A 22,587-nucleotide genomic window follows, 5' to 3' on the forward strand; every position below is an offset into this window, starting at 1 on the left:
GCATCTTTTTTATGCTTTCGCGCTTTGAATATATTGATCGATGTGCTTATCGCGCAGATCCAGGTTGATCTCGCCCCATTCCAACAGTGCTTTGTGGAACGATTTTTCATCAAATTCGTCTCCCAGCTCGTTTTCAGCACGTGTACGCATCTGGTTGATGCGGTAGTAACCGTAATAGTATGATAAGAATGCGGTCGGCCGGTCGGCAACATCTTCGATCACGGATTTGATGTCGCTTTCATCCAGCGAATATTGATTGGCCAGTTCACTGACAGATAAACCATTGTAGTTGTAGTCGATATCCACCATACAGATCAATAAATAGTTCAAATAGTTGTTTAAAAAATAATAGTTCAGATCCTTGCTGGAGGCCGGCAGATAATCCAGCGCGACTTTTTCCGCATATATCGCATATCCTTCACCAGCACCCAGATTCGAGAAGAGATACTCGATATCATAGTTGTGGTTCTGTGCTACATACTGTGTCGCATACATATGGCCCGGCAGGCCTTCATGCGCCATGGTCGTATAGAAATCGAGCGTATTTGTCTCCGAGCCATAATCACGCTTATTATAGTGGATCTGATTGTAGCCGGTATCATCGATCGCCGGCACGGAATAATAAGCGACGACGCCTTTGATCGACTGCTCATCGCTCAGCGCCTGGATGTGGTAGTCAAATTCGCTGATCTCCGGGAAATCAGAAGTATAACGTTCTTTGATAAACGAAAGAATATCCTCCGGATAGTTAAAACCGGTATCTACATCGCTGTCTGCACCTTTCTTGTAAAGACTGCGCAGCTTGCTTATTGAACTGTTGAATTCATCGCTTAAACTGTTATAGATCGTATCCACGCTTTTTTCCGTTGATGCGTTGCCTGGGATCATGACCTTGGCATAGTACGATTTACCGTTTTTCTGCTTGGACATATTGGTCTCTGATTTGACATCGCTTTTGAGCTTTTTCAGTTCCGTTTTCATATACGTGTAGGAAGGGAAGAAACTGTTGTCAAGCGCTTCTTTGACCTGTGCCTTGTAAGCCGTGCTTTTCTCTTCGCCAAGATTCAGCTCATCGATGCTTTCGCAGATGCCCTGGTAGACCGCGCTGTCGTCCTGGTTTTTCAGGACCGAATTGATGTAGGAAATCGTATCCTTATACCGGAAGCGCAGACAGCCGCGTTTGGCCTGCTGCTTGGAGTAGGCGATCGTATCTTCGGTATAGCGCGGTACATCATTGATCAGCGTGATCAAATCAGCGATGTCGCTTTCATCGTACAGCCGGAATTCCGAGAAAACCGAAACCAGTGACTGCGGCAGTCCGGATGACTGCGACCAAGCATTGCTGATGTATTTATATTTCGTTTTAACGGCTTCATCGGCAATTTCATTTTCAAACATGTATTCATCATAAATGGCCTGCTGTTCCGCATCCAAGGTCGAGCGGTCGAATTTGGCCAGTTTTTTCTCCAGATCGCGCAGCTCCTGCTTATATTCTTTTGTATAAACTTCATTGACTTCGCCGAGACTGACTTCGATCGTGGATTCATCGATGCCGTAAGCCGATGGATCCCGTACGTAATTGTGCAGCGTCAGATAATCTTCATCGACGGTGTCAATAAAATCTTCTTTTAAGAAAGCCGTAAATTCTTCATTTGGTTCTGCGGCGGTCGTGTTTGATTTGGCGACGATCGGCGCGCAGACATTGGTCAGCACCAAGAGTGCTGAGCAGATGATGCTGAATACTGGTTTTTTCATTGTTCTCCTCCCAAAAACAGGCAGATCACTCTGCCCAGATAATATGTTGATCTTTGATTTCTTTGATCGGCGCCAACGTATACACGTCGTAGCCATGTTTGTCTAAATATGCCTGGCCGTTCTGAAACTGCTTGCCGATCACGATGCCCACGCCGTCGATGACGGCACCGGCCTGCCGGGCCAGTTCTTCAGCGCCTTTGAACGCTTCGCCGTTGGCCAGAAAGTCATCGATGAACAACAGATGTTCGCCCGGTTTTAAGTATTCTCTTTCCACGCAGATCGAATACGCCTTGCGCTTGGTAAAAGAGAACACCTTCGCAAACAGCGGATCGGACATGGTGTTAGGCTGGGCCTTCTTGATGATCAATAAAGGCACGCCCAGCCGCAGCGCACACGCATAGGCCGGTGCGATGCCGCTGGATTCAATGGTCACGACCTTATCGATCGGTTTTGCCTTGAAATAGTCGTAAAACGCCTGACCGATCTCATCCATCAAGGCACAGTCCACCTGATGGTTGATGATCTGATCGACCTTGACAACTTCATCGGAAACGCATTTGCCGTGCGTTTCAATGGCTTGTTTCAGTTTTTCCATGGGCTTCCTCCTTGATCTGAACGATCGTCTGTCCGATGCGGTGGTTCTTGACTTCCTTGACATGAACGGTCATCAGCGGCAGATCCAGCTCAAATTGGGAACCGTCCTCCGGAATGTGACCATATTCCGTCAGGATATAACCATTGAACGTTTCATCGTCTTCATCGCCCAGTTCCAAACCGAGCGCTTCTTCGACCTCTCCCAATTCTGCCGTACCGTAGATACGCCACTGGTTGGCATCGATCTGCTGGATCTCCTTGGGCTCGATGACATCGTCTTCTTCGTAGATCTCACCGACCAGACTTTCCATGATGTCGTGCAGCGTGACGATGCCGGTCATGCCGCCGTATTCATCCACCACGATGCAGAAATAATTCTTGCGGTTGGTCATCTGATGAAATAAAGCATCAATTTTGGTGTTTTCCGCCGCAAAAAACGGTTCATCAAACGCATTGTTGATGATCGTATCCTGATCGACATCTTCATCCATCCGGAAATAATCCCGGGTATCGAGGATCCCGATGATATCGTCTTCGTCCTCACGGCAGACCGGATACATCGTATGGCGGTTGTCGTGAATGATCTGCCGCCATTCTGCGGTCGTTTGATCCAGCGATAAAATGACCACTTCCGAACGATGGGTACAGATTTCCTCAATGGCGGTATCGCCCATCTCAAATACATTCTGGATCCATTTTTTCTTCGGCGTATCAATATCGCTGCCCTCACTGAGCATTTCCCGGATGTCCTCTTCACGGACTTCTTCCTTGACGATGGTCGGGACCCGTACTGGCAGGGCCAGGATGCGCAGCACCGGACGAACGATCCGATACAGCCGATGGACACCGGCTTGATGATCGCCGCTGTTGGCCCAGCGCTTCGGCAGCTGTACCGCAAACAAGATATATAAGTAAGCGGCAATGCACATTTCTGCCCACATGTTCCAAGGCAGCGTCGCCGTGGCTGCCATGGTGACAAACGCCCCGAAGATGACCGCCCAGCGGGTTTCTGCCAGGATCGCATTGCGCACATCGATCTCTTCATCGTCGATGTACTGCTGCATGGCCGAACACAAGGCGCCGATCAGAAAAGTCACCAGGTACAGAAAAAGTATATACAATTTCAGTCTCCTTTTTTGTCTTTATCATACATAAAAATAAGCAAAAAGAAAAGAGCCCGCAGGCTCTTCAGGATTGCATCTCTTCCTGCGCAAGACGCTCGGAGACATATGGTTCAATTTTTCTTGCCTGGTTCAATAAGTAGGCAATAATGCTTCGCCGTGTGACGATCCCAATAAAAATATTGCGGTCATCGACGATCGGCACGAAGTTCTGATCCAGCGACATCTGGAACAATTGATCAATATCGACATCCGTCCGGCAGGCTTTGATAAAATTCTTATGGACCAAGGTCCGCAGCGGCAGTTTCCGCAGTTCTGCCTCCCGCTTATCCGGATGGTCGACCAAGTACCAAAGGAAATCCCCTTCCCGTACGCTGCCAAGATAATGACCCTGATCATTGATCACCGGCATCGCACTGTAATGATACATGCGCATTTTCTGCAGACCGGCATAAATATTATCGTTTGCGTTCAGAAACTTCACCGTTTCTTTGGTCTGCAGGAAGAAAAATACATTCGGCAACATGGTATTCATCACCCCGGAATCATGATATAAAAAAATTATAGAAAGAAAGTCTTCGAATTATGTGAAAAGTATGTGTCAGGACAATGAACTTTCAGTTGAAATTCAGGCGTTCTCTTGATAGAATAGAGAACGAAAAAAATTCAGGAGGTCTTGTTGATGAATAAGAATTCGTTATTGACCATGAACGATCTATCGAACGAAGATATTTTCAGTATTCTCAATGATGCGAGACTTTTTAATAGTTCATATAAAGGTTGGCAATTGCCGATGCCGCAGGCATTGGTTGCGAACCTTTTTTTTGAGCCAAGCACCCGCACCCACTTTTCTTTTGAAAGCGCCCAGCTCCAGATGGGATGCAAAGTCGTGGATTTCGTTGCCGAGGTCAGCAGCGTTGCCAAAGGGGAAACGCTTTATGATACAGCTCGTACTTTTGAAGCCGTCGGCTACAACTGCCTGGTGATCCGCCACAAGCGCGACGAATACTTCAAAGAACTCGAAAACATACAGATCCCGATCATCAATGCCGGCGACGGCGCCGGAAATCATCCGACACAGTGCCTATTAGACCTGCTGACGATGTATAATGAATTTGGAAGACTAGATCATCTGCGGGTCGTGATCGCCGGTGACATCCTGCACTCCCGGGTCGCCCACAGCGATAAACAAGCGCTGGAACGTCTGGGATCGACAGTTGTCTTTGCCGGACCGCAGGAATGGGAACGCCCCGGCTATCCGACCATGGATTTTGACAAAGCGGTCGAATGGGCGGATGTCGTCATGATGCTGCGGATCCAGAAAGAACGCGGTGCCGCGATTCAAGGCATGAGCGATGCAGAATATTTGGAAAAATACGGTCTGACCAAAGCCCGTTATCAACGGATGCAGGATCATGCGATCATCTGCCATCCGGCGCCGGTCAACCGCGGCGTGGAAATCGACACCGATTTGGTGGAAGCGGAAAAAAGCCGCATCTTCACCCAGATGAGCAACGGCGTCCTGGTGCGCCGGGCCGTGATCAAACGGGCGTTCGGATTCAAACCATTTGAGGAGCGAAAATGAAAGTCATCAAAAATGGAACCATATTATATGAAGGAAAACTGATCCGTGCGGATGTTGCCTTCGATGAACAGAAAATCTGTGCCGTCGGCAATGATCTGACCGGTGAGGAAATCATCGATGCCGCCGGTGCCTATGTTCTGCCCGGGCTGGTCGATGTGCATGTGCATCTGCGCGAACCGGGCCATGCCCAGAAGGAAACCATCCAGACCGGCACCCAGGCCGCCGCGCACGGCGGTTTTACCACCGTGTTTGCGATGCCCAATGTGCTGCCGTTTCCTAGTGATGCCCAAACGATGCAGGCATACAAAGCAGAAATGGACAAGAAAGCCATGGTGCATGCCCATCCGTATGCGACCATCACAGTAAAGGAAGCCGGACAGCAGGTTGTCGATATGCACGCATTAAAACCATATACCCACTGGTTCAGCGATGACGGCGTCGGCATTGCCGATGATGCCGTCATGGAACAAGCCATGCGGCAGGCGGCCCAAGAAGATGTCCTGTTAGCCATGCATACCGAGGATATGCGTTATCGGAAATTAGGAGCCTCAGTGCACGACAGTGAGACGGTGACATCCAAAGGCTGGATCGGTATCCCGCACGAATGCGAAAGCGTCCCGCTGCAGCGCGATCTGCAGCTGGCCAAAAAAACCGGCTGTACATACCATGCCTGCCATATTTCTGCCAAAGAGAGCGTGGCCGCATTGGCGGCGGCTAAAGCCGACGGTGCCGATGTGAGCGCTGAAGTCACGGCGCATCATCTGCTGCTGGAAGACAAAGACGTTCAAGGACCAAACTGGAAAATGAACCCGCCGCTGCGCACACATGCCGATCGCATGGCATTGATCGAAGGGCTGGAAAACGGCACCTTGGATTTTATCGCCAACGACCATGCTCCGCATACCAAGGCGGATAAAGCCAAGCCCATGGCTCAGGCAGCCTTCGGGATCGTGTCGCTGGAAACTGCCTTTGCGCTGCTGTATACCGAATTTGTGGTCCGGAAAAAACGCTGGACGCTGGCCCAGCTGGTGAACTGGATGAGCACGGCACCGGCTGCCCGGTTCGGCCTGGAAAAAACCGGCGCGATCCGTGTTGGCTGGAAACCGGACTTGATCATCGTTGACTTAGGACATGAAACAATCATTGATGCGGATGCATTTGCATCCATGGGGAAAAATACACCGTTTGACGGCTGGAGCGTACAAGCCGCGGTCCGTCAGACCATCGTCGGCGGCAGAACGGTGTGGAAAGGATAAATTATGGATAGACTCTTAATATTGGAAGACGGAAGCGTCTACAAGGGAACCGCTCTGGGAAGCAATGCGAACTTCCGGATGGGCGAGATCGTATTCAATACGTCGATGACCGGCTATCAGGAAATTCTGACCGACAATTCCTACTGCGGACAGATCATCATGATGACCTATCCGCTGATGGGCAACTACGGCATCAACGGAGATGACATGGAAAGCATCATTCCGGCGGCGTTCGGTTTCGTCGTCCGGGATTACTGCGAGTACCCAAGCAACTGGCGCTCGCAGCAGACTTTGGATGACTACCTGAAACGCGTGAACGTACCGGGCATCTACGGCATTGATACCCGTGCTATCACGAAAAAGATCCGTACGCAGGGAACGATGAAAGCGACCCTGGCGGATCCGGATGTCGATGTGGAAGCAGTCATCCGGGAACTGAACGAAAACGATTATCTGCACAACCAGGTCAAACGCGTATCGACGACGCGGATCTATCCGATCCCGAACCGCGGCCATAAGGTCGTATTGATGGACTTCGGCGCAAAGCTCGGCATCGTCCGTGAACTGACCAAACGCAACTGTGATTTGATCGTCGTTCCGTATGACACCCCGGCTTATGAGATCATGAACTTCCATCCGGACGGCGTCATGCTTTCCAACGGTCCGGGCGACCCGGAAGATGTATCGATCGCCATTCAGACCATCCGGCAGCTGGTCGGCAAAGTGCCGATGTTCGGCATCTGCTTAGGTCATCAGCTGATCGGTCTGGCATGCGGCGCGAAAACGTATAAATTGAAATTCGGTCACCGCGGCGGCAACCACCCGGTCGTCAATCTGGCCACCGGAAGGGTCGAGATCACCTCGCAGAACCACAGCTTTGCGATCGATATCGACAGCCTGAAAGATACGGATCTGGAAATGACGCACCAAGCCTTGAACGATCATTCCTGCGAAGGCGTGCGCCATAAAAAATATCCGATCTTCTCGGTGCAGTATCACCCGGAAGCCAGCGCCGGCCCGCAGGACAGTCAATATTTATTTGATGAATTCATCACCATGATGGAAAAGGAAAAGGAGGAAGACCATGCCTAAACGTACCGATATACATAAGATCCTGGTCATCGGATCCGGACCGATTATCATCGGCCAGGCCGCAGAATTCGATTACTCCGGCAGTCAGGCGTGCCAGTCTTTGCGGGAAGAAGGTTACGAAGTTATCCTGATCAACTCCAACCCGGCAACCATCATGACCGATACGACCATTGCCGATCGAGTATATATTGAACCGCTGACCGTGGACTTTGCGAAACGGGTCATCTATAAAGAACGTCCGGATGCGATCTTAGGCAGCCTGGGCGGCCAGACCGGATTGAATCTAGTCGTAGAGCTGCATGAAGACGGTGTGCTCGATGAGTTCGGTGTCGAGATCCTGGGAACCGATCTGCACGCGATCAACCGCGCCGAAGACCGGGAATTGTTCCGCTCATTGATGAACAAGCTCGGTGAACCGGTGCCGAAGAGCGACATCGTCCATACGGTAGAAGAAGCCGTGGAATTTGCCGGTGAGCTTGGCTATCCGGTGGTCGTCCGTCCGGCCTATACCTTGGGCGGCACCGGCGGCGGTTTTGCGGACAATGAAGAAGAATTACGTGAAATTGCCGATGCCGGCCTGAAGATCAGTCCGGTCCATCAGTGTCTGATCGAACAAAGCATCGCGGGTTTCAAAGAAATCGAATACGAGGTCATGCGCGATGCGAAAGACAATGCGATCGTCGTCTGCAACATGGAAAATGTGGACCCGGTGGGCATCCATACAGGCGACAGTATCGTCGTCGCACCGGTGCAGACGCTGACCGACCGTGAAAACCAGATGCTGCGGAATGCTTCACTGCGGATCATCCGGGCCTTGAAGATCTGCGGCGGCTGCAACGTCCAGCTGGCTCTGGATCCGAAGAGCTTTAAATATTATGTCATCGAGGTCAACCCGCGTGTTTCACGCAGTTCCGCGCTGGCCAGTAAGGCAACCGGCTATCCGATCGCTAAGATCAGCGCGAAATTAGCTGTCGGCCTTGGTCTGGATGAGATCATCAACCCGATCACGAAGACCAGTTATGCGTGCTTCGAACCGGCGCTGGATTATATCGTCACGAAGTTCCCGCGCTTTCCGTTCGATAAATTCCCGAACGCTGACCGTCACCTGGGCACGCAGATGAAAGCGACCGGTGAGGTCATGGCCATCGGCCGGACCTTTGAAGAGAGCTTCTTAAAAGCGGTGCGTTCGCTCGAAATGAAAGTGGATCATATCGAAGATCCAAACTGCACCGAGCTGGATGATGAAGCGCTGCTTGAAAAGATCAAAAATCAAGATGATGAACGCATTTTTGCGATCATGGAATATATGCGCCGCGGCAATGATGTGGCCAAGGTGCAGGAAATTACGAAGATCGACTGGTTCTATCTGGCCCATTTCCAGAAGATCCTCGATCTGGAAAAAGAGATGGCGGCGCACGTCAAGGATGTCGATACGCTTTGCCGTCTGAAGAAAAACGGCTTCTCCGATTCATACATTGCCCGCAGCTGGGGCATGAAAGAAACCGAGGTCTATGCCCTGCGGCAGGCCAACGGCATCGTACCGGTCTTTAAAATGGTCGATACGTGCGCCGGAGAGTTCCGCAGTGAAACGCCGTATTATTATTCGACCTATGAAGAAGAAAACGAATCTGTGCGCACCGACCGCCGGAAGATCGTCGTTCTGGGTTCCGGACCGATCCGCATCGGCCAGGGCGTGGAATTCGATTATGCGACGGTCCACTGTGTCGAAACACTGCGGCAGGAAGGCTATGAGGCCATCGTCATCAATAACAACCCGGAGACGGTTTCCACCGATTTCTCCATCAGCGATAAGCTGTATTTCGAACCGCTGACCACGGAAGATGTCATGCATATCATCGATCTGGAAAAACCGCTTGGGGTCATCGTTCAGTTCGGCGGTCAGACAGCCATCAACCTGGCGGAATCACTGGTGGAACACGGCATCAAGATCTTAGGCACGACGCTGGAAGACATCGACCGCGCCGAAGACCGTCACGAGTTTGAAGATATGCTGAATAAGCTCGAAATTCCGCAGCCGGAAGGCGCCACCGCGACCACGGTCGAAGAGGCATTGGTCATTGCCAACCGCATCGGCTATCCGGCCCTGGTGCGTCCAAGCTATGTATTGGGCGGCCGGGCCATGGAAATCGTGCACAACGATGAAGAACTGCGGGTCTATATGGCCACCGCGGTCAAGGAGATCAGTCACGACGCACCGATCCTGGTCGACCGCTACGTGCTGGGCAAGGAACTGGAAATCGATGCCATCGCCGACGGCAAAGAGGTCTACATTCCGGGCGTCATGGAACATATCGAACGGGCCGGTATCCACTCGGGCGACTCGATCAGCGTGTATCCGACGCAGATCGTCAGCCAGGAAGTCAAGAATACGATCATCGACTATGCGGTCCGCATCGGCAAAGGCTTCCATTTTGTCGGCCTCTATAACATTCAGTTCATCGTCGATCACAACCAGAAAGTCTATGTGCTGGAAGTCAACCCGCGCAGCAGCCGGACGGTGCCGTTCTTAAGCAAGATCACCGGTGTGCCGATGGCCAATATCGCGACCAAGTGCGTGCTCGGCCAAAGCATCGAGGAGCAGGGCTATACACCGGGTTATCATAAAGAAGAAAAACATCGCGTCTTTGTCAAAGCGCCGGTCTTCTCATTTGCCAAACTGCGCAGCGTGGATACGGTGTTAGGACCGGAAATGAAGTCGACCGGTGAAGCGCTGGGCTGCGATGTGACGCTGGAAAAAGCGTTATACAAAGCACTGATCGCCAGCGGGGTCAAGATCCCGAGCCACGGCAGCGTGCTGTTTACGATCGGCGACAGTGAGAAAGCCGAAGCGGCACAGATGGCTAAACGGTTCTACAATATCGGCTACGGCATCTATGCGACCTCCGGTACCGCAAAATATCTGCGGGATGAAGGACTCTATGTCCATGAGGTCGCAAAGATCAGTGAAGATTCCGATCTGCCGGACTGCATCGATATCATCCGCAAAGGCGAGGTCAATTTCGTGATCAATACGATGGAAAATAAAAGTAAAAATACGCGCAACGACGGCTTCATCATCCGCCGGGTATCCGCGGAAAATAATATCTCCTGCATGACCAGCCTTGATACCGCCAACGCGCTGCTCAATGTACTGGAATCCCGTTCGTTTACCATGATCAGCATGAATGAGATGGGGAAATGATCATGATTGAAGATGCGGTTATTTTGACCAATGTCCGGATCGCGCCGGACATCTATCGCATGGAACTGAAATGCACCATGAAAGCAGAACCAGGGCAGTTTGTGCAGGTGCAGGTGCCGGGCACCTACCTGCGCCGCCCGATCTCGATCTGCGAAGTGACCGGATCCAGCCTGGTGCTGATTTATAAAGTGGTCGGCAAGGGAACGGCCATCATGGCAGAACTCGGACCCGGCCGTTCCTTGAATATATTTGGACCGTTGGGCACCGGGTTTCCGATCGAAGCGGTCGATGCGGTCGTACTGGGCGGCGGCGGAGTCGGGATCCCGCCGCTCTATGAAACAGCTAAACGTTATCGCACCAAACAAACGAATGTGACGGTCGTCCTGGGCTTCAATCAGGCCGATCAGATCTTCTATGCGGATGCCTTTGAGAAACTCGGCTGCACCGTGAAGATCGCCACGATGGACGGCAGCGTCGGCACCAAGGGCACGGTCATGGAGGTGCTCAAGACGATGTCGGTGCCGATGATCGAGGCATGCGGACCGCTGCCGATGTTAAAGGCGATTCAAGAGGCGTATCCTGCCGGCTATATTTCGTTGGAAGCACGCATGGCATGCGGCATGGGTGCCTGCATGGGTTGTGTGGTCAAGGATCAAAACGGTCAGGCCCTGCGCGTCTGCAAGGACGGTCCGGTATTTCCGATCGGAAAGGTGGTGCTGGAATGAAACTGAATGTCGAACTGCCGGGTCTTCATTTGAAGAATCCGATCATTCCGGCCTCCGGATGCTTCGGTTACGGACGGGAATTTGCGGAATTGTATGATCTGAGCTGCCTGGGCGGTATCGCCATCAAGAGCGCCACACCGGAAGAACGCTTCGGCAATCCGACACCGAGGATCGCCGAAACACCGAGCGGCATGCTCAATGCGATCGGCCTGCAGAATCATGGCGTCACCTATATCAAAGAACATGAACTGCCGTGGCTGGCGCAGTTTGATACCGAGATCATCGCCAATGTCGCCGGCGCAGCTGAAGAAGACTATGTGAAAGTCATCGAAACGTTGAACGACAGCGAGATCGTCAAAGCGTATGAACTGAATATTTCCTGTCCGAATGTCAAACATGGCGGCATCGGCCTGGGTGTGGATCCGAAACTGGCGGCCCATGTCACAAAGCTGGCCAAAGATGCGGCCAAAAAACCGGTCTATGTCAAGCTTTCGCCGAATGTTACAGATATCACTGAAATCGCCAAAGCAGTCGCTGATGCCGGGGCAGACGGTCTGGTGCTGATCAACACGCTCATGGGCATGCGCATCGATCTGCGCACAGGTAAACCTTTATTGGCAAACAAAACCGGCGGGTTATCCGGCCCGGCCATCAAGCCGGTGGCGATCCGGATGGTCTGGCAGGTGGCACAAGCCGTCGATCTGCCGATCATCGGTGTGGGCGGCATCACGGATGCGGAAGACGTATTGGAGTTTTTGAATGCGGGCGCTTCGGCGGTCGAGGTCGGCGCGCAGAATTTTATCGATCCATATGTCTGCCCGAAGATCATTGAACAATTACCAGGTGTACTGGAAAAATACGGCTATGCGTCGATCGACGAAGCCGTAGGAAGGAGTTTTCGAGATGAGTAAAACAATCGTGGCCTTGGATTTTTCCAGCCGGCAGGAAGTCGAGAATTTCCTGCGGCCGTTTGATGAGCCGATCTTCGTAAAGATCGGCATGGAACTGACCTATGCCTGCGGACTGGACATCGTGCCGCTGGTCAAAGACATGGGACATCATGTGTTCCTCGATTTGAAACTGCACGATATTCCGAACACGGTCAAAGGCGGCATGAAAAATCTGGCCAAGCTGGGGGCGGACATTGTCAATGTCCATGCGGCCGGCGGTATTCCGATGATGGAAGCCGCGCTGGACGGCCTGGCAGAAGGGGCACAAGGCAAGCGGCCGCTGTGCATTGCGGTCACGCAGCTGACCTCGGTCTCGCAGGAAATGATGAACAACCAGCTGGGCATCAGCGGAACCGTCATCGACTGTGTGAAACATTATGCCCAAAATGCCAAGGCAGCAGGGCTGGACGGTGTTGTCTGTTCGGTGCATGAGGCCAAGGCCATTCACGATGTCTGCGGCAAGGAGTTCCTGACGGTGACGCCGGGCATTCGTTTATTGACCGACGACCGCGGCGATCAGAAGCGGGTCGCTACCCCGGAATACGCCAAGGAACAGGGCTGTGACTATATCGTGGTGGGCCGTTCCATCACCAAGAGCGATGATCCGGTCAAGACATATCATCAGATCGAAGAAATCATGGAAGGTTGATCATGGAAACATATAAAAAAGAATTTATCGAATTCATGTTGGGGGCGGATGTGCTGAAGTTCGGCGATTTCACGCTGAAATCCGGCCGTAAATCTCCGTTCTTCATGAATGCCGGCGGCTATGTGACCGGCAGCCAGCTGAAACAGCTGGGACAATATTATGCCCGTGCGATCGTGGAAACCTACGGCAAGGATTTTGACGTGCTGTTCGGCCCGGCGTATAAAGGCATTCCGCTGGCGGTCGTGACCGCAGTGGCACTGGACGAGCTGTACGGTCTGGAAGTCCGGTATTGTTCCGATCGAAAAGAAGCCAAAGACCACGGCGCCGACAAGGGCGGTTTTCTGGGCACGAAGTTAAAAGACGGCGACCGGGTCGTGATGATCGAAGATGTGACGACTTCGGGCAAATCGATGGCCGAAACCGTGCCGAAGGTGCGCGGTGCTGCCGATGTGCAGATCGTCGGCCTGATGGTCTCGCTGGACCGCAATGAAAGAGGCAAGGGCACCAAGACGGCCTTAAAGGAAATTTCAGATTTGTATGGCTTCCCGACGGCTGCCATCGTTTCGATGCCGGAAGTGATTGAATATCTGGAAGCGGCCGCCAAACTGGATGCCGGGACCAAAGCGCGTCTGGATGCATATTATGAACAATATGGAGCAGCCGAGTAGCTGCTCTTTCTGCATATGACGAAGTATATCGAAATTTACCATCGCCTGGCGAACGATATCCGGCAGAACTTGTATGTGCCGTACACCTATTTACCGGCTGAAAATGAACTGATGAAACAGTTTGACGTGTCGCGCGATACGGTGCGCAAGGCACTAGGTCTGCTGGCAGAAAAAGGCTATATCCAGAAACGCCGGGGCAAAGGATCGATGGTCCTGCCGCTGCCGTTTGCGGATGATACACCGCCGATGGACAGGACCGAAGAGACACAGGCTGATGTACGCTGTGATGAGCTGCATACCCAGCACGCCACGAGAACACAACGCACGTATACAGCTGATGGTGAAACGGTGCAGATCGAAACCATCTACCAATCGACCAAGGCCGTGCCGGCATTTACCCGGCGGGAAATTACCTGTGCGGATGATGCCGTGATCGAACGGTCCTGGGTCTATGATCAGAATGCGGTCTGCTTTCAGTATGGCTTGAAAAAGACCAAATTGGATTTCTTTCGGCTGACGCTTTTTGAAAAAGCGGAGCCGGAATAAAAAATGATTTTTCAACTTTTTTTCAGCTTCATTCGTATTATAATTTGAATGAGGTGATAGAAATGGATTGGAACGAACTGATCGAAAAAGCGAAAAGACAGGATGCCGAGGCCATCGAACAGCTGCAGGAAGCAGTGGCTGAACCGGCGCAGCGGATCTTGATGAAATATACCGACAATGTGAATACGGCGAAAGAAATCTTATACGATACCTATCGGAATGCGTGGAACCGGCTGGATGAGCTCAAGGACAGTGCGGATTTTCCGGATTGGTTCTTTGATTTGTTGAAAGAAAAAGCAGCGGATGTCATGACGCGCCGCAAGAGCTTTAATACGGAAATGTCGCCGGACTGGAACGATGATACCTTTGAAAAAGCGGTCGCGGACATGCCGTCGATGGAACAGCGTGTTGCCAACATGTATTACCGCGACAATATGAGCATTGAGGATATCGCATCGGCTTTCGGCGTGGAGCGGGAAGTCATCCAGGGCAACATCAACGATATCCAGTCGAAGCTGGATGCTTATATCAGTGATGCATCTGACCGGCCTTTGTGGCCGTGGGTCGCCGGCGCGGTTACGGCAGCCGCGGTCGGAACGTATCTTTGGAAAAAGCGCCGCTGAATCGAGGCTCCTTGTATTTGTACAAGGAGTCTTTTTGTGTGTATAATAGGAAAACGGAGGAACGATGGAACAAGATTCTTTATTTCAGCAGGAACAAACAGATATGCGGCCATTGGCAGACCGTATGCGTCCGGAATCATTGGAAGAGTATGTCGGACAGAAGCATCTGATCGGCAAAGATAAAATATTGTGGCATATGATCGAGAATGATCAGCTGACGTCCATGATCTTCTGGGGCCCGCCCGGGGTCGGCAAAACGACGCTGGCGCGGATCATCGCGAATCGGACCGAAAGCTATTTTATGAACTTTTCGGCCGTGACCAGCGGCATCAAAGAAATCAAAGAGGTCATGAAACAGGCGGAAGCACGCCGGCGTATGGGACAGAATACCATTGTGTTCGTGGACGAGATCCATCGCTTCAACAAGGCCCAGCAGGATGCTTTTCTGCCGTATGTGGAAAAAGGCAGCATTCTTTTGATCGGGGCGACCACGGAAAATCCGAGCTTTGAGATCAACAGCGCCCTGCTTTCGCGCTGCCGGGTATTTGTGCTCAAGGCCTTGGAAACCAGCGACCTGGAGGAACTGGTGCGCCGGGCGCTGAAATCCGAAAAAGGCTTTGGCTCCTATACGATCGAGATCAGCGATGCGCAGATCGAGGCCATTGCGGGCTTTGCGGGCGGCGATGCCCGCGTCTGTCTGAATACGCTGGAAATGGTCGTGTACAACAGTCCTTCGGATATCTATGGCATTCATGTCAATGATGAAGTGCTGAAACAATGCCTGCAGCGGCGTTCGTTGATGTATGACAAAAACGGCGAAGAACATTACAACGTGATCTCCGCTTTGCACAAAAGCATGCGCAACAGCGATACGCAGGCGGCGCTCTATTGGCTGGCGCGGATGTTGGAAGGCGGGGAAGACCCGCTCTATATTGCCCGGCGGATCGTGCGGTTTGCGTCCGAAGACATCGGCATGGCAGATTCCCGGGCGCTGGAGATCAGTATTGCCGCTTATCAGGCCTGCTACTATCTGGGCATGCCGGAATGCAACGTGCATCTGGCCCATGCGGTGGTGTACTGTTCAATTGCCCCGAAGTCCAATGCGCTGGAGACAGCGATCCTGAAGGCGCAGGAAGAGGCCCGCAAGACATCGGAGGAACCGGTGCCGATGCAGATCCGGAATGCGCCGACCAAGCTGATGAAAGAATTGGGATACAATGAAGGATACGAATATTCGCATGATTATCCGTATCATATGACGGATATGCAATGTCTGCCTGACCGGCTGCAGGGCCATGTCTACTATCGGCCGGGCAATCAGGGCAGTGAAGTGAAAGTGGCCCGCCGGCTGGCGCAGATCCAGGCGATCAAGGCGCAGGTCGCGCGGGATAGGAGAAAGAAAAAATGAAAGTGGAATTACATTCGTTACAAGATACGCAGCGGTTTGCCGAAAAAATGGCCGATGCCTGCCGCGGTCACCAGATCGTGATCACGATGGACGGCGATCTGGGGGCCGGCAAGACGACCTGGACCCAGTGGTTCGGCAAAGCGCTGGGCATTACCGCGGTGATCAATTCACCGACGTTTACGATTTTAAAAGATTATACACAAGGCAACGGCGAGCCTTTCCATCATATCGATGCCTACCGTCTGGAAGGCATCCAGCAGGACCTGGGCTTTGAGGACTGCTTTGATGAAGGAATCTGTGTGGTCGAATGGGCGTCGTACATTCGTGATCAGATTCCCGATGACCATATTGCCATGTCCTGGCAGGAAGGCATCGATGAAGACCGGACGGTGACCGTCACGGCGACGGGACCGACATCCCGGGCAATTTTGGAGGGAACGATATGTTGACGTTGGGAATGGACAGTGCCTATAAGAATCTGGTGCTCGGCCTTTATGATGATGAGCATTTGATCGACGGCATCGCCAAAGAGGCTTTTAAGAAACAAAGTGAATGCATTTTTCCGGAGCTGAATGATCTGCTCGAACGGAATCACACGGATTATGCGGATCTGGACCGCGTGATCATCACCGACGGGCCGGGATCGTACACTGGGATCCGGATCGCGATGACCATTGCCAAGGTGCTGTGCACCCAGATGCCGATCGAGCTGGACTGCATTTCTACGATGCAGCTGTATGCCGGCATGGAAACGGGCAATGTGCTGTTGGATGCCCGCGGCCATCGGGCGTATGCGGCCCATGTAGAAAATGGCAGTGTGCAGGGACAGACGCGGATCCTGCCGGTGGAGGAAATTCCGGCCTGGCTGGATGCGCATCCGGGCAAGCTGTTCGGTGACGGCTATCTGGTGGATCGTCCGGCGGATCATAGTGATCTGCTGGAGAATTTGATCCAGGTGCCGCACCGGAAGATCGACAATGTGCATGCGCTGGTGCCGCAGTATCTGAAGGCAAGCGACGCCTATAAGAAAGCATGATCTTTCGCAGGATCACGCCCGATGATATTGGGGAGGTCGTACGGCTGGAGCGGTTGTGCTACAACGTACCGTGGACCGAAGAAGACTGTATCCGCGAGGTCAATGACAATCCCTTTTCGCATGGCTGGCTGATGATCGAGGAAGGCCGCATCCTGGGATATGCTTTTTTATGGGAAGCATATGAATTGTCGGAGGTGGCCCGTATTGCGGTCGATCCGGCCTTACGGAAAAAAGGATTGGGCTATGCGCTGATGCAGTTTTTATTGGCCGATGCCAGGGAACATGGCTGTGAGGTCATGTCTTTGGAGTGCCGCGCAAGCAATACGGCCGGGCTGCGGCTGTATGCGAAATGCGGCTTTGCGCGGACGCATCGATCGAAAGGGTATTATTCCGACGGGGAAGATGCTGTCGTGATGACAAAACAATTGAAGGAGAGTCTATGATCGTATTAGGAATCGAAAGCAGCTGCGATGAGACAGCCGTTGCGGTGGTCAAGGACCGCAAGGAGGTGCTGTCGAGCGTCGTGGCTTCACAAATCGATGTACATAAAGAATTCGGCGGGGTCGTGCCGGAGGTGGCCAGCCGGATTCATGTAGAGAATATTTCATATTTGATCGAGGATGCGCTCAAGCAGGCCCATCTGACGATGAACGATATTGATGCGGTGGCAGTCACCAAAGGACCGGGATTGATCGGCTGTCTGCATGTTGGAGTGCAGGCGGCCAAGACACTGGCTTTTGCGTTTCATAAGCCGCTGGTGCCGGTGCATCATATTGCCGCGCATATCTATGCCAACGAGCTGGTGACCGATCTGCACTATCCGGTGCTGGCTTTGGTGGTATCGGGCGGTCATACGCAGCTGATCTATATGAAAGAGGAAAGTTCATTTGAGATCCTCGGCCAGACGCAGGATGATGCGATCGGCGAGGCATTCGATAAAGTGGCCCGGGTCATGGATCTGGGATATCCGGGCGGTCCGAAGATCGATAAACTGGCCAAGCAGGGCAAGAATATCTACCCGCTGCCAAAACCAAAGGCAAAGGGCAAATACGATATGAGTTTTTCGGGTTTGAAAAGCGGTGTGCTGCAGTTTACCAAGCGCTGCGCCCGCAATCATGAAACGTATAACGATGCCGATCTTGCCTGCTCGTTCCAGGAAACGGCATTGAATGAGATCTTCGATAAGATCCGCTTGATCCTGGATGACTATCCGGATATCCGGCATTTTGTGGTCGGCGGCGGGGTTTCGGCAAATTCCCGTCTGCGCGAAAAGGTCGAAGAACTGAAGGATGAGTATCCGGATGTGACGTTTACCGTACCGCCGATGGCGTGCTGCACCGACAACGCGACGATGATCGCGGTAGCCGGCACGATCGCCTATGAACACGGTGTGCGCGGGGATGCTTCCTTGACGGCAGATTCTTCGTGGGAGATCCAATAATGGCGGTCGTGAAATCCGGGGCCGTTCTGGTCGGTGATGTAGAACTGGCGGACGATGTGAGCATCTGGTACAATGCGGTGCTGCGCGGTGATTCGGAAAAGATCACCGTCGGCGCGCAGTCCAATATTCAGGAAAACTGCGTGATCCACGTGGATGCAGGGTTTCCGGCAACGATCGGCCGGCGGGTCACGGTCGGGCATGGTGCCATTCTGCATGGCTGTACGATCGAAGATGAAGTGCTGATCGGTATGGGTGCGATCGTCATGAACGGTGCGGTGGTGGAATCGCATAGTATCGTGGCAGCTGGTGCGGTCGTGACCGAGGGCATGCATGTACCGGCAGGAAGCATCGTGGCCGGCTGTCCGGCAAAAGTGATCAAACCGGTTTCCGATGCCCAGGTACAGAGCATTTTAGATGCGGCTGCCGAATATGTTCAGGCGGCTGGTGCGGAGCAATGACACCGATCCGCGCGGTCATCTTTGATATGGATGGCCTGATGTTTGATACGGAACATATGATCCTGGATGAGCTGCCGAAGGTGGCGGCCCAGTGCGGTCTGCATCTGCCGCGGGAACTGGTGAATGAATTGATCGGCTGCGATTCGCGGAAGGTGAATTTATTTGAAAAAGAATATCCAGGGATCATTCAGGCGATGGCATGGTATCAGGAACATCGGATGGAAATATTTTACCGGTATTTCAAGAGGCCCGGTGCGGCAAACAAGCCGGGACTGCAGGAATTGGTCGAAGCATTGGAACAGATGGAGATGCCGTATGCGGTCGCGTCCAGTTCTTCGCATCATGATATCCAGGCGATGTTGGACTTTGCGGATTTTCCGATCCATCCGCAGGTGATCGTTTCAAGCAAGGAGGGCATCGCTTCCAAGCCCAGTCCGGATATCTTTCTGGTAACGGCCAGGAAGCTAGGCATCAAACCGGTCAATGCGCTGGTGCTGGAAGACAGTAAATTCGGCATCATGGCGGCCGGCCGGGCGCATATGCGTTCGATCTTCATTCCGGATGTCATCGTGCCGGATGAAGAAATGAAAGAATACATTCAGGAAACGCGTACCGATCTGGCACAAGTCATTCCATATATTCAGCAGAAACAAAAAAATAGCGGAGGAATGTTTATTTTTCACATTCTTCCGCTTTTTCGATATCTTCATGAAACAGGCAGTATTTGCGGACCACAAAGAGGATGCCGACACAGGCGACCATGATCAGCAGGTCCAGGCCTTCGTAGTGGTTGACGATCATGCCGCGGGATAAGGCGAAGATCAGCACTTCGATGACGCTTTCCATCGAATGGCTGATGAGCATGCGCACAAATTCGATGACGATGATCAGGCTGAATACCGCCGCAAGCAATTCGTGCAGGGATTCGATCGGATCGCCGTTGAACAGGGTCGGGAAGATCTCGGCCAGGATGCGGACGCCGATGATCAATGCGGCCGCCAGCAGCAGGACGGCGATGCCTTTTTCGATGACATGTGTATATTTGGATAACCGATTGGTGAAAGGTGTGCTGGATTTCATGTTTGTATTGTATCATGGGATCAGTACTTTGATAAGTATGAATATTTTGGTAGAATAGGTGTACATAAAGGAGAAACAATATGCCAGATAAAATTATTGTTTTAGATTTTGGAAGTCAATATAATCAGTTGATCGCACGCCGGATCCGTGAGTTCGGTGTGTATTCGGAGCTGCATTCCAATGAGATGTCAGCCGATGAGATCCTCGCTTCCGGCGATGTGAAGGGAATTGTGTTCAGCGGCGGACCGAACAGCGTCTATGAAGACGATGCGCCGAAGTGCGATCCGCGCATTTTTACGTGCGGGCTGCCGATCTTAGGCATTTGCTACGGCATGCAGATGATCCACTATGAACTGGGCGGCAAGGTGCAGTCCAGCACCGAACGGCAGTACGGCCGGACGGAAATTGAGATCACCCAGGACAGTCTGTTGTTTGACGGTCTGCCGAAAAAACAGACGGTCTGGATGTCGCATGGTGACAAGGTGTCAGAGCTGGCTCCTGGTTTTGTCAAGGTCGCTTCCTCAGAAACTTGTCCGTTTGCGGCCGCCGAAAATAAAGAAAAGAACATGTATACGCTGCAGTTTCATCCGGAAGTGCGTCACAGCGAATACGGCAATGATATCCTTCGTAACTTTGTGTTCAAGATCTGCAAGGCTCAGAACAACTGGACGATGAAAGACTTCATCACGACCAAGACCAAGGAAATTCAGGAAAAGGTCGGCAAGGACAAGGTGCTGCTCGGTTTATCGGGCGGCGTGGATTCCAGCGTCGTTGCCGCCTTGCTTCATCAGGCGATCGGTGATCAGTTGATCTGTATGTTTATCGACCATGGTCTGCTGCGCAAGGGCGAAGGCGAAAGCGTCATGGAGACATTCGGCAAAAACATGAATGTGAACCTGGTGAAGATCGATGCCAAGGATCGGTTCATGAAGAAGCTGAAAGGTGTATCCGATCCGGAGAAAAAGCGCAAGATCATCGGCAACGAGTTTGTTTATACATTTGATGAAGAAGTGAAGAAACTGACGGCCGGCGAAGAAATCAAATGGCTGGCGCAGGGCACGTTGTATACGGATGTGATCGAAAGCGGCACGAAGACGGCGCAGACGATCAAGTCGCATCACAATGTCGGCGGTCTGCCGAAGGATATGCAGTTTCAGCTGATCGAACCGCTGAATACCTTGTTTAAGGATGAGGTCCGTGCTTTGGGTGAAGAACTGGGCCTGCCGGAAGAAATGGTATGGCGCCAGCCGTTCCCAGGACCGGGCTTAGGGATTCGCATCTTAGGCGAGATCACGGATGAGAAGCTGAAGATGGTGCAGGACAGCGATTATATTCTGCGCGAAGAGATCGCCAAGGCCGGCCTGCAGCGGGATATCTGGCAGTATTTCACCGCGCTGACGAATATGCGCAGTGTCGGTGTCATGGGCGATCAGCGGACGTATGATTATGCGATCGCGATCCGTGCTGTCACCAGCATCGACGGTATGACGGCAGACTGGGCACGCATTCCGTTTGAGGTCCTGGATAAGGTATCCAACCGGATCGTTAACGAGGTCCCGCATGTCAACCGCGTACTGTATGACATCACTTCCAAGCCGCCGGGAACGATCGAATTTGAATAAACTAAATTCCTGCAAGTCCTATGAATTCAAGACTTGCAGGGATTTTTTTGTGTTCGTTGGGTACATTTTGGGTACAGATTTATTATGCCGAAGCAGTTGTTCAATCTGGATTCTTCGGATGAAGGCTTATCTGATCCACGAAAGCTTTTTCCAAAGCTTCCTTTCGTTCTTTCACGTTCTTGATCTTATCCGCTTTCCGGATATCTTCCTCATATTTCTGATATCGCTGGAACCATGAGTGCATCAGCATCAGCGAATTGAAACGGATGGCAACACAGTCATTGCCATCATCATCCTTCGTCTCGAAGAGTGCGCCGCCGAAATTCCGGTACATCTGAAAAAGCGAATGCATTGCGGAGATTCCGTTGACTTCTGAATTTTTCAGCACTTCAACATTAACACCCAGAGCGTCAGCAAGTGCCTGCAGCGATGAGGGTTTCGGATTCCGCCTGCCGGATTCATAGGCACGTATGTAAGACTCGCTGACACCGATTTCGTCACCGAGCTGCTTTAAAGTCATTCCCCGCGCTTTGCGAAGACGCCTGATATTTTCGCCAACAGTCATGATGTACCTCCTTCGCCTGCCTTTCATTGGCAGTAATGACATGAACAGCATGAAATGATTTCTAAAAAGAGCATACCACGCTGGTACAGCTGGGATTCAGTCCGCTGGAAATTGCCAATCGTCTGAGACATGGAAGGGTTACGACAACGATCGAAACCTATTGTCATCCTTCCATGGATGCACAGGAGCGGATTGCGTACCGTCTCAGTGC

At 52.2% G+C, this 22,587-nt stretch carries 24 protein-coding genes; 18 read left to right on the forward strand and 6 right to left on the reverse strand.

Translation table 11 applies throughout. The annotated features are described in order from the left end of the window. Nucleotides 1–9: 9 nt before the first annotated feature. From HNQ47_RS02970 to HNQ47_RS02985, 4 genes are all read right to left on the reverse strand, one after another. Nucleotides 10–1,755: a DUF885 family protein gene (locus HNQ47_RS02970; RefSeq protein ID WP_183327398.1), complete on the reverse strand. Its 1,746-nt coding sequence runs from the start codon at nucleotides 1,753–1,755 to the stop codon at nucleotides 10–12. Nucleotides 1,756–1,780: 25 nt separating this feature from the next. After that, a complete protein-coding gene (locus HNQ47_RS02975; RefSeq protein WP_183327400.1) occupies nucleotides 1,781–2,350 on the reverse strand; it encodes a xanthine phosphoribosyltransferase in 570 nt (189 codons plus the stop codon). Beyond that, on the reverse strand, nucleotides 2,325–3,470 hold the full coding sequence (locus tag HNQ47_RS02980) for a hemolysin family protein (protein ID WP_183327402.1): 1,146 nt from the start codon (nucleotides 3,468–3,470) through the stop codon (nucleotides 2,325–2,327). Before HNQ47_RS02980 ends, HNQ47_RS02975 begins: the two co-directional genes overlap by 26 nt. A gap of 67 nt (nucleotides 3,471–3,537) precedes the next feature. Beyond that, entirely contained in the window at nucleotides 3,538–3,996 is a 459-nt protein-coding gene (locus HNQ47_RS02985; RefSeq protein WP_183327404.1) for a CBS domain-containing protein, read from the reverse strand. A gap of 156 nt (nucleotides 3,997–4,152) precedes the next feature. On the opposite strand from HNQ47_RS02985, the gene HNQ47_RS02990 reads away from it, so the two are divergent. The 17 genes from HNQ47_RS02990 to HNQ47_RS03070 all read left to right on the forward strand — a co-directional run bounded on the left by HNQ47_RS02990 (nucleotide 4,153) and on the right by HNQ47_RS03070 (nucleotide 19,873). Continuing rightward, entirely contained in the window at nucleotides 4,153–5,055 is a 903-nt protein-coding gene (locus tag HNQ47_RS02990) for an aspartate carbamoyltransferase catalytic subunit (RefSeq protein WP_183327406.1), read from the forward strand. Next, nucleotides 5,052–6,311 (forward strand): dihydroorotase, encoded by a 1,260-nt coding sequence (locus HNQ47_RS02995; RefSeq protein WP_183327408.1) that lies wholly within the window; start codon nucleotides 5,052–5,054, stop codon nucleotides 6,309–6,311. Before HNQ47_RS02990 ends, HNQ47_RS02995 begins: the two co-directional genes overlap by 4 nt. Beyond that, nucleotides 6,312–7,403 carry a glutamine-hydrolyzing carbamoyl-phosphate synthase small subunit gene (carA, locus tag HNQ47_RS03000; protein WP_425486187.1) on the forward strand — a complete coding sequence of 364 codons (1,092 nt, stop codon included), beginning with the start codon at nucleotides 6,312–6,314 and terminating at the stop codon, nucleotides 7,401–7,403. Next, nucleotides 7,396–10,605 carry a carbamoyl-phosphate synthase large subunit gene (gene carB, locus HNQ47_RS03005; protein ID WP_183327412.1) on the forward strand — a complete coding sequence of 1,070 codons (3,210 nt, stop codon included), beginning with the start codon at nucleotides 7,396–7,398 and terminating at the stop codon, nucleotides 10,603–10,605. The genes carA and carB overlap by 8 nt, the downstream gene beginning before the upstream one ends. Continuing rightward, nucleotides 10,602–11,330, forward strand: a complete 729-nt coding sequence (locus HNQ47_RS03010; protein WP_246346025.1) for a dihydroorotate dehydrogenase electron transfer subunit — start codon at nucleotides 10,602–10,604, stop codon at nucleotides 11,328–11,330. Before carB ends, HNQ47_RS03010 begins: the two co-directional genes overlap by 4 nt. Further along, nucleotides 11,327–12,241 (forward strand): dihydroorotate dehydrogenase, encoded by a 915-nt coding sequence (locus tag HNQ47_RS03015; protein WP_183327414.1) that lies wholly within the window; start codon nucleotides 11,327–11,329, stop codon nucleotides 12,239–12,241. The genes HNQ47_RS03010 and HNQ47_RS03015 overlap by 4 nt, the downstream gene beginning before the upstream one ends. Continuing rightward, nucleotides 12,234–12,929, forward strand: coding sequence for an orotidine-5'-phosphate decarboxylase (pyrF, locus tag HNQ47_RS03020; RefSeq protein WP_183327416.1), 696 nt, complete (start codon nucleotides 12,234–12,236; stop codon nucleotides 12,927–12,929). The genes HNQ47_RS03015 and pyrF overlap by 8 nt, the downstream gene beginning before the upstream one ends. Before the next feature lie 2 nt (nucleotides 12,930–12,931). Beyond that, nucleotides 12,932–13,597 carry an orotate phosphoribosyltransferase gene (pyrE, locus tag HNQ47_RS03025; protein ID WP_183327418.1) on the forward strand — a complete coding sequence of 222 codons (666 nt, stop codon included), beginning with the start codon at nucleotides 12,932–12,934 and terminating at the stop codon, nucleotides 13,595–13,597. 15 nt (nucleotides 13,598–13,612) lie between these two features. Then, a complete protein-coding gene (locus HNQ47_RS03030; protein ID WP_183327420.1) occupies nucleotides 13,613–14,143 on the forward strand; it encodes a GntR family transcriptional regulator in 531 nt (176 codons plus the stop codon). 62 nt (nucleotides 14,144–14,205) lie between these two features. Further along, a complete protein-coding gene (locus HNQ47_RS03035) occupies nucleotides 14,206–14,766 on the forward strand; it encodes an RNA polymerase sigma factor (protein WP_183327422.1) in 561 nt (186 codons plus the stop codon). Nucleotides 14,767–14,830: 64 nt separating this feature from the next. Further along, nucleotides 14,831–16,174: a replication-associated recombination protein A gene (locus HNQ47_RS03040; RefSeq protein WP_183327424.1), complete on the forward strand. Its 1,344-nt coding sequence runs from the start codon at nucleotides 14,831–14,833 to the stop codon at nucleotides 16,172–16,174. Further along, a complete protein-coding gene (gene tsaE / locus HNQ47_RS03045) occupies nucleotides 16,171–16,623 on the forward strand; it encodes a tRNA (adenosine(37)-N6)-threonylcarbamoyltransferase complex ATPase subunit type 1 TsaE (protein WP_183327426.1) in 453 nt (150 codons plus the stop codon). The genes HNQ47_RS03040 and tsaE overlap by 4 nt, the downstream gene beginning before the upstream one ends. Continuing rightward, the gene (gene tsaB / locus HNQ47_RS03050; protein WP_183327428.1) at nucleotides 16,617–17,210 is read left to right on the forward strand and encodes a tRNA (adenosine(37)-N6)-threonylcarbamoyltransferase complex dimerization subunit type 1 TsaB; all 594 of its coding nucleotides are present in this window, start codon (nucleotides 16,617–16,619) and stop codon (nucleotides 17,208–17,210) included. The genes tsaE and tsaB overlap by 7 nt, the downstream gene beginning before the upstream one ends. After that, the gene (gene rimI, locus HNQ47_RS03055) at nucleotides 17,207–17,653 is read left to right on the forward strand and encodes a ribosomal protein S18-alanine N-acetyltransferase (protein ID WP_183327430.1); all 447 of its coding nucleotides are present in this window, start codon (nucleotides 17,207–17,209) and stop codon (nucleotides 17,651–17,653) included. Before tsaB ends, rimI begins: the two co-directional genes overlap by 4 nt. Then, the gene (tsaD, locus tag HNQ47_RS03060; RefSeq protein WP_183327432.1) at nucleotides 17,650–18,651 is read left to right on the forward strand and encodes a tRNA (adenosine(37)-N6)-threonylcarbamoyltransferase complex transferase subunit TsaD; all 1,002 of its coding nucleotides are present in this window, start codon (nucleotides 17,650–17,652) and stop codon (nucleotides 18,649–18,651) included. Before rimI ends, tsaD begins: the two co-directional genes overlap by 4 nt. Next, the gene (locus HNQ47_RS03065) at nucleotides 18,651–19,109 is read left to right on the forward strand and encodes a gamma carbonic anhydrase family protein (RefSeq protein WP_183327433.1); all 459 of its coding nucleotides are present in this window, start codon (nucleotides 18,651–18,653) and stop codon (nucleotides 19,107–19,109) included. The genes tsaD and HNQ47_RS03065 overlap by 1 nt, the downstream gene beginning before the upstream one ends. Next, on the forward strand, nucleotides 19,106–19,873 hold the full coding sequence (locus HNQ47_RS03070; protein ID WP_183327435.1) for an HAD family hydrolase: 768 nt from the start codon (nucleotides 19,106–19,108) through the stop codon (nucleotides 19,871–19,873). Before HNQ47_RS03065 ends, HNQ47_RS03070 begins: the two co-directional genes overlap by 4 nt. On the opposite strand, the gene HNQ47_RS03075 is transcribed toward HNQ47_RS03070, so the two are convergent. After that, nucleotides 19,782–20,189 (reverse strand): phosphate-starvation-inducible PsiE family protein, encoded by a 408-nt coding sequence (locus HNQ47_RS03075; protein ID WP_183327437.1) that lies wholly within the window; start codon nucleotides 20,187–20,189, stop codon nucleotides 19,782–19,784. The genes HNQ47_RS03070 and HNQ47_RS03075 overlap by 92 nt on opposite strands. 80 nt (nucleotides 20,190–20,269) lie before the next feature. Between HNQ47_RS03075 and guaA the strand changes: the two genes are divergently transcribed. After that, nucleotides 20,270–21,811, forward strand: coding sequence for a glutamine-hydrolyzing GMP synthase (gene guaA / locus HNQ47_RS03080; RefSeq protein WP_183327439.1), 1,542 nt, complete (start codon nucleotides 20,270–20,272; stop codon nucleotides 21,809–21,811). A gap of 100 nt (nucleotides 21,812–21,911) precedes the next feature. Here the strand turns inward: guaA and HNQ47_RS03085 are convergent, their stop codons facing one another. Beyond that, complete coding sequence (locus HNQ47_RS03085) at nucleotides 21,912–22,376, reverse strand: helix-turn-helix domain-containing protein (RefSeq protein ID WP_183327441.1); 465 nt, start codon at nucleotides 22,374–22,376, stop codon at nucleotides 21,912–21,914. Nucleotides 22,377–22,587: the final 211 nt, after the last annotated feature.

Origin of the sequence: Catenisphaera adipataccumulans (assembly GCF_014202755.1) — a bacterium.
Taxonomy (GTDB): domain Bacteria; phylum Bacillota_I; class Bacilli_A; order Erysipelotrichales; family Erysipelotrichaceae; genus Catenisphaera; species Catenisphaera adipataccumulans.

Excerpts from the sequence above, each read along its gene's own strand:
- HNQ47_RS02970 (WP_183327398.1), bottom strand. The coding sequence starts at position 1,755 with ATGAAAAAACCAGTATTCAGCATCATCTGCTCAGCACTCTTGGTGCTG.
- HNQ47_RS02975 (WP_183327400.1), bottom strand. The coding sequence starts at position 2,350 with ATGGAAAAACTGAAACAAGCCATTGAAACGCACGGCAAATGCGTTTCC.
- HNQ47_RS02985 (WP_183327404.1), bottom strand. The coding sequence starts at position 3,996 with ATGTTGCCGAATGTATTTTTCTTCCTGCAGACCAAAGAAACGGTGAAG.
- HNQ47_RS02990 (WP_183327406.1), top strand. The coding sequence starts at position 4,153 with ATGAATAAGAATTCGTTATTGACCATGAACGATCTATCGAACGAAGAT.
- HNQ47_RS02995 (WP_183327408.1), top strand. The coding sequence starts at position 5,052 with ATGAAAGTCATCAAAAATGGAACCATATTATATGAAGGAAAACTGATC.
- carB (WP_183327412.1), top strand. The coding sequence starts at position 7,396 with ATGCCTAAACGTACCGATATACATAAGATCCTGGTCATCGGATCCGGA.
- HNQ47_RS03010 (WP_246346025.1), top strand. The coding sequence starts at position 10,602 with ATGATCATGATTGAAGATGCGGTTATTTTGACCAATGTCCGGATCGCG.
- HNQ47_RS03015 (WP_183327414.1), top strand. The coding sequence starts at position 11,327 with ATGAAACTGAATGTCGAACTGCCGGGTCTTCATTTGAAGAATCCGATC.
- pyrF (WP_183327416.1), top strand. The coding sequence starts at position 12,234 with ATGAGTAAAACAATCGTGGCCTTGGATTTTTCCAGCCGGCAGGAAGTC.
- pyrE (WP_183327418.1), top strand. The coding sequence starts at position 12,932 with ATGGAAACATATAAAAAAGAATTTATCGAATTCATGTTGGGGGCGGAT.
- HNQ47_RS03030 (WP_183327420.1), top strand. The coding sequence starts at position 13,613 with ATGACGAAGTATATCGAAATTTACCATCGCCTGGCGAACGATATCCGG.
- HNQ47_RS03035 (WP_183327422.1), top strand. The coding sequence starts at position 14,206 with ATGGATTGGAACGAACTGATCGAAAAAGCGAAAAGACAGGATGCCGAG.
- HNQ47_RS03040 (WP_183327424.1), top strand. The coding sequence starts at position 14,831 with ATGGAACAAGATTCTTTATTTCAGCAGGAACAAACAGATATGCGGCCA.
- tsaE (WP_183327426.1), top strand. The coding sequence starts at position 16,171 with ATGAAAGTGGAATTACATTCGTTACAAGATACGCAGCGGTTTGCCGAA.
- tsaB (WP_183327428.1), top strand. The coding sequence starts at position 16,617 with ATGTTGACGTTGGGAATGGACAGTGCCTATAAGAATCTGGTGCTCGGC.
- rimI (WP_183327430.1), top strand. The coding sequence starts at position 17,207 with ATGATCTTTCGCAGGATCACGCCCGATGATATTGGGGAGGTCGTACGG.
- tsaD (WP_183327432.1), top strand. The coding sequence starts at position 17,650 with ATGATCGTATTAGGAATCGAAAGCAGCTGCGATGAGACAGCCGTTGCG.
- HNQ47_RS03065 (WP_183327433.1), top strand. The coding sequence starts at position 18,651 with ATGGCGGTCGTGAAATCCGGGGCCGTTCTGGTCGGTGATGTAGAACTG.
- HNQ47_RS03070 (WP_183327435.1), top strand. The coding sequence starts at position 19,106 with ATGACACCGATCCGCGCGGTCATCTTTGATATGGATGGCCTGATGTTT.
- HNQ47_RS03075 (WP_183327437.1), bottom strand. The coding sequence starts at position 20,189 with ATGAAATCCAGCACACCTTTCACCAATCGGTTATCCAAATATACACAT.
- guaA (WP_183327439.1), top strand. The coding sequence starts at position 20,270 with ATGCCAGATAAAATTATTGTTTTAGATTTTGGAAGTCAATATAATCAG.
- HNQ47_RS03085 (WP_183327441.1), bottom strand. The coding sequence starts at position 22,376 with ATGACTGTTGGCGAAAATATCAGGCGTCTTCGCAAAGCGCGGGGAATG.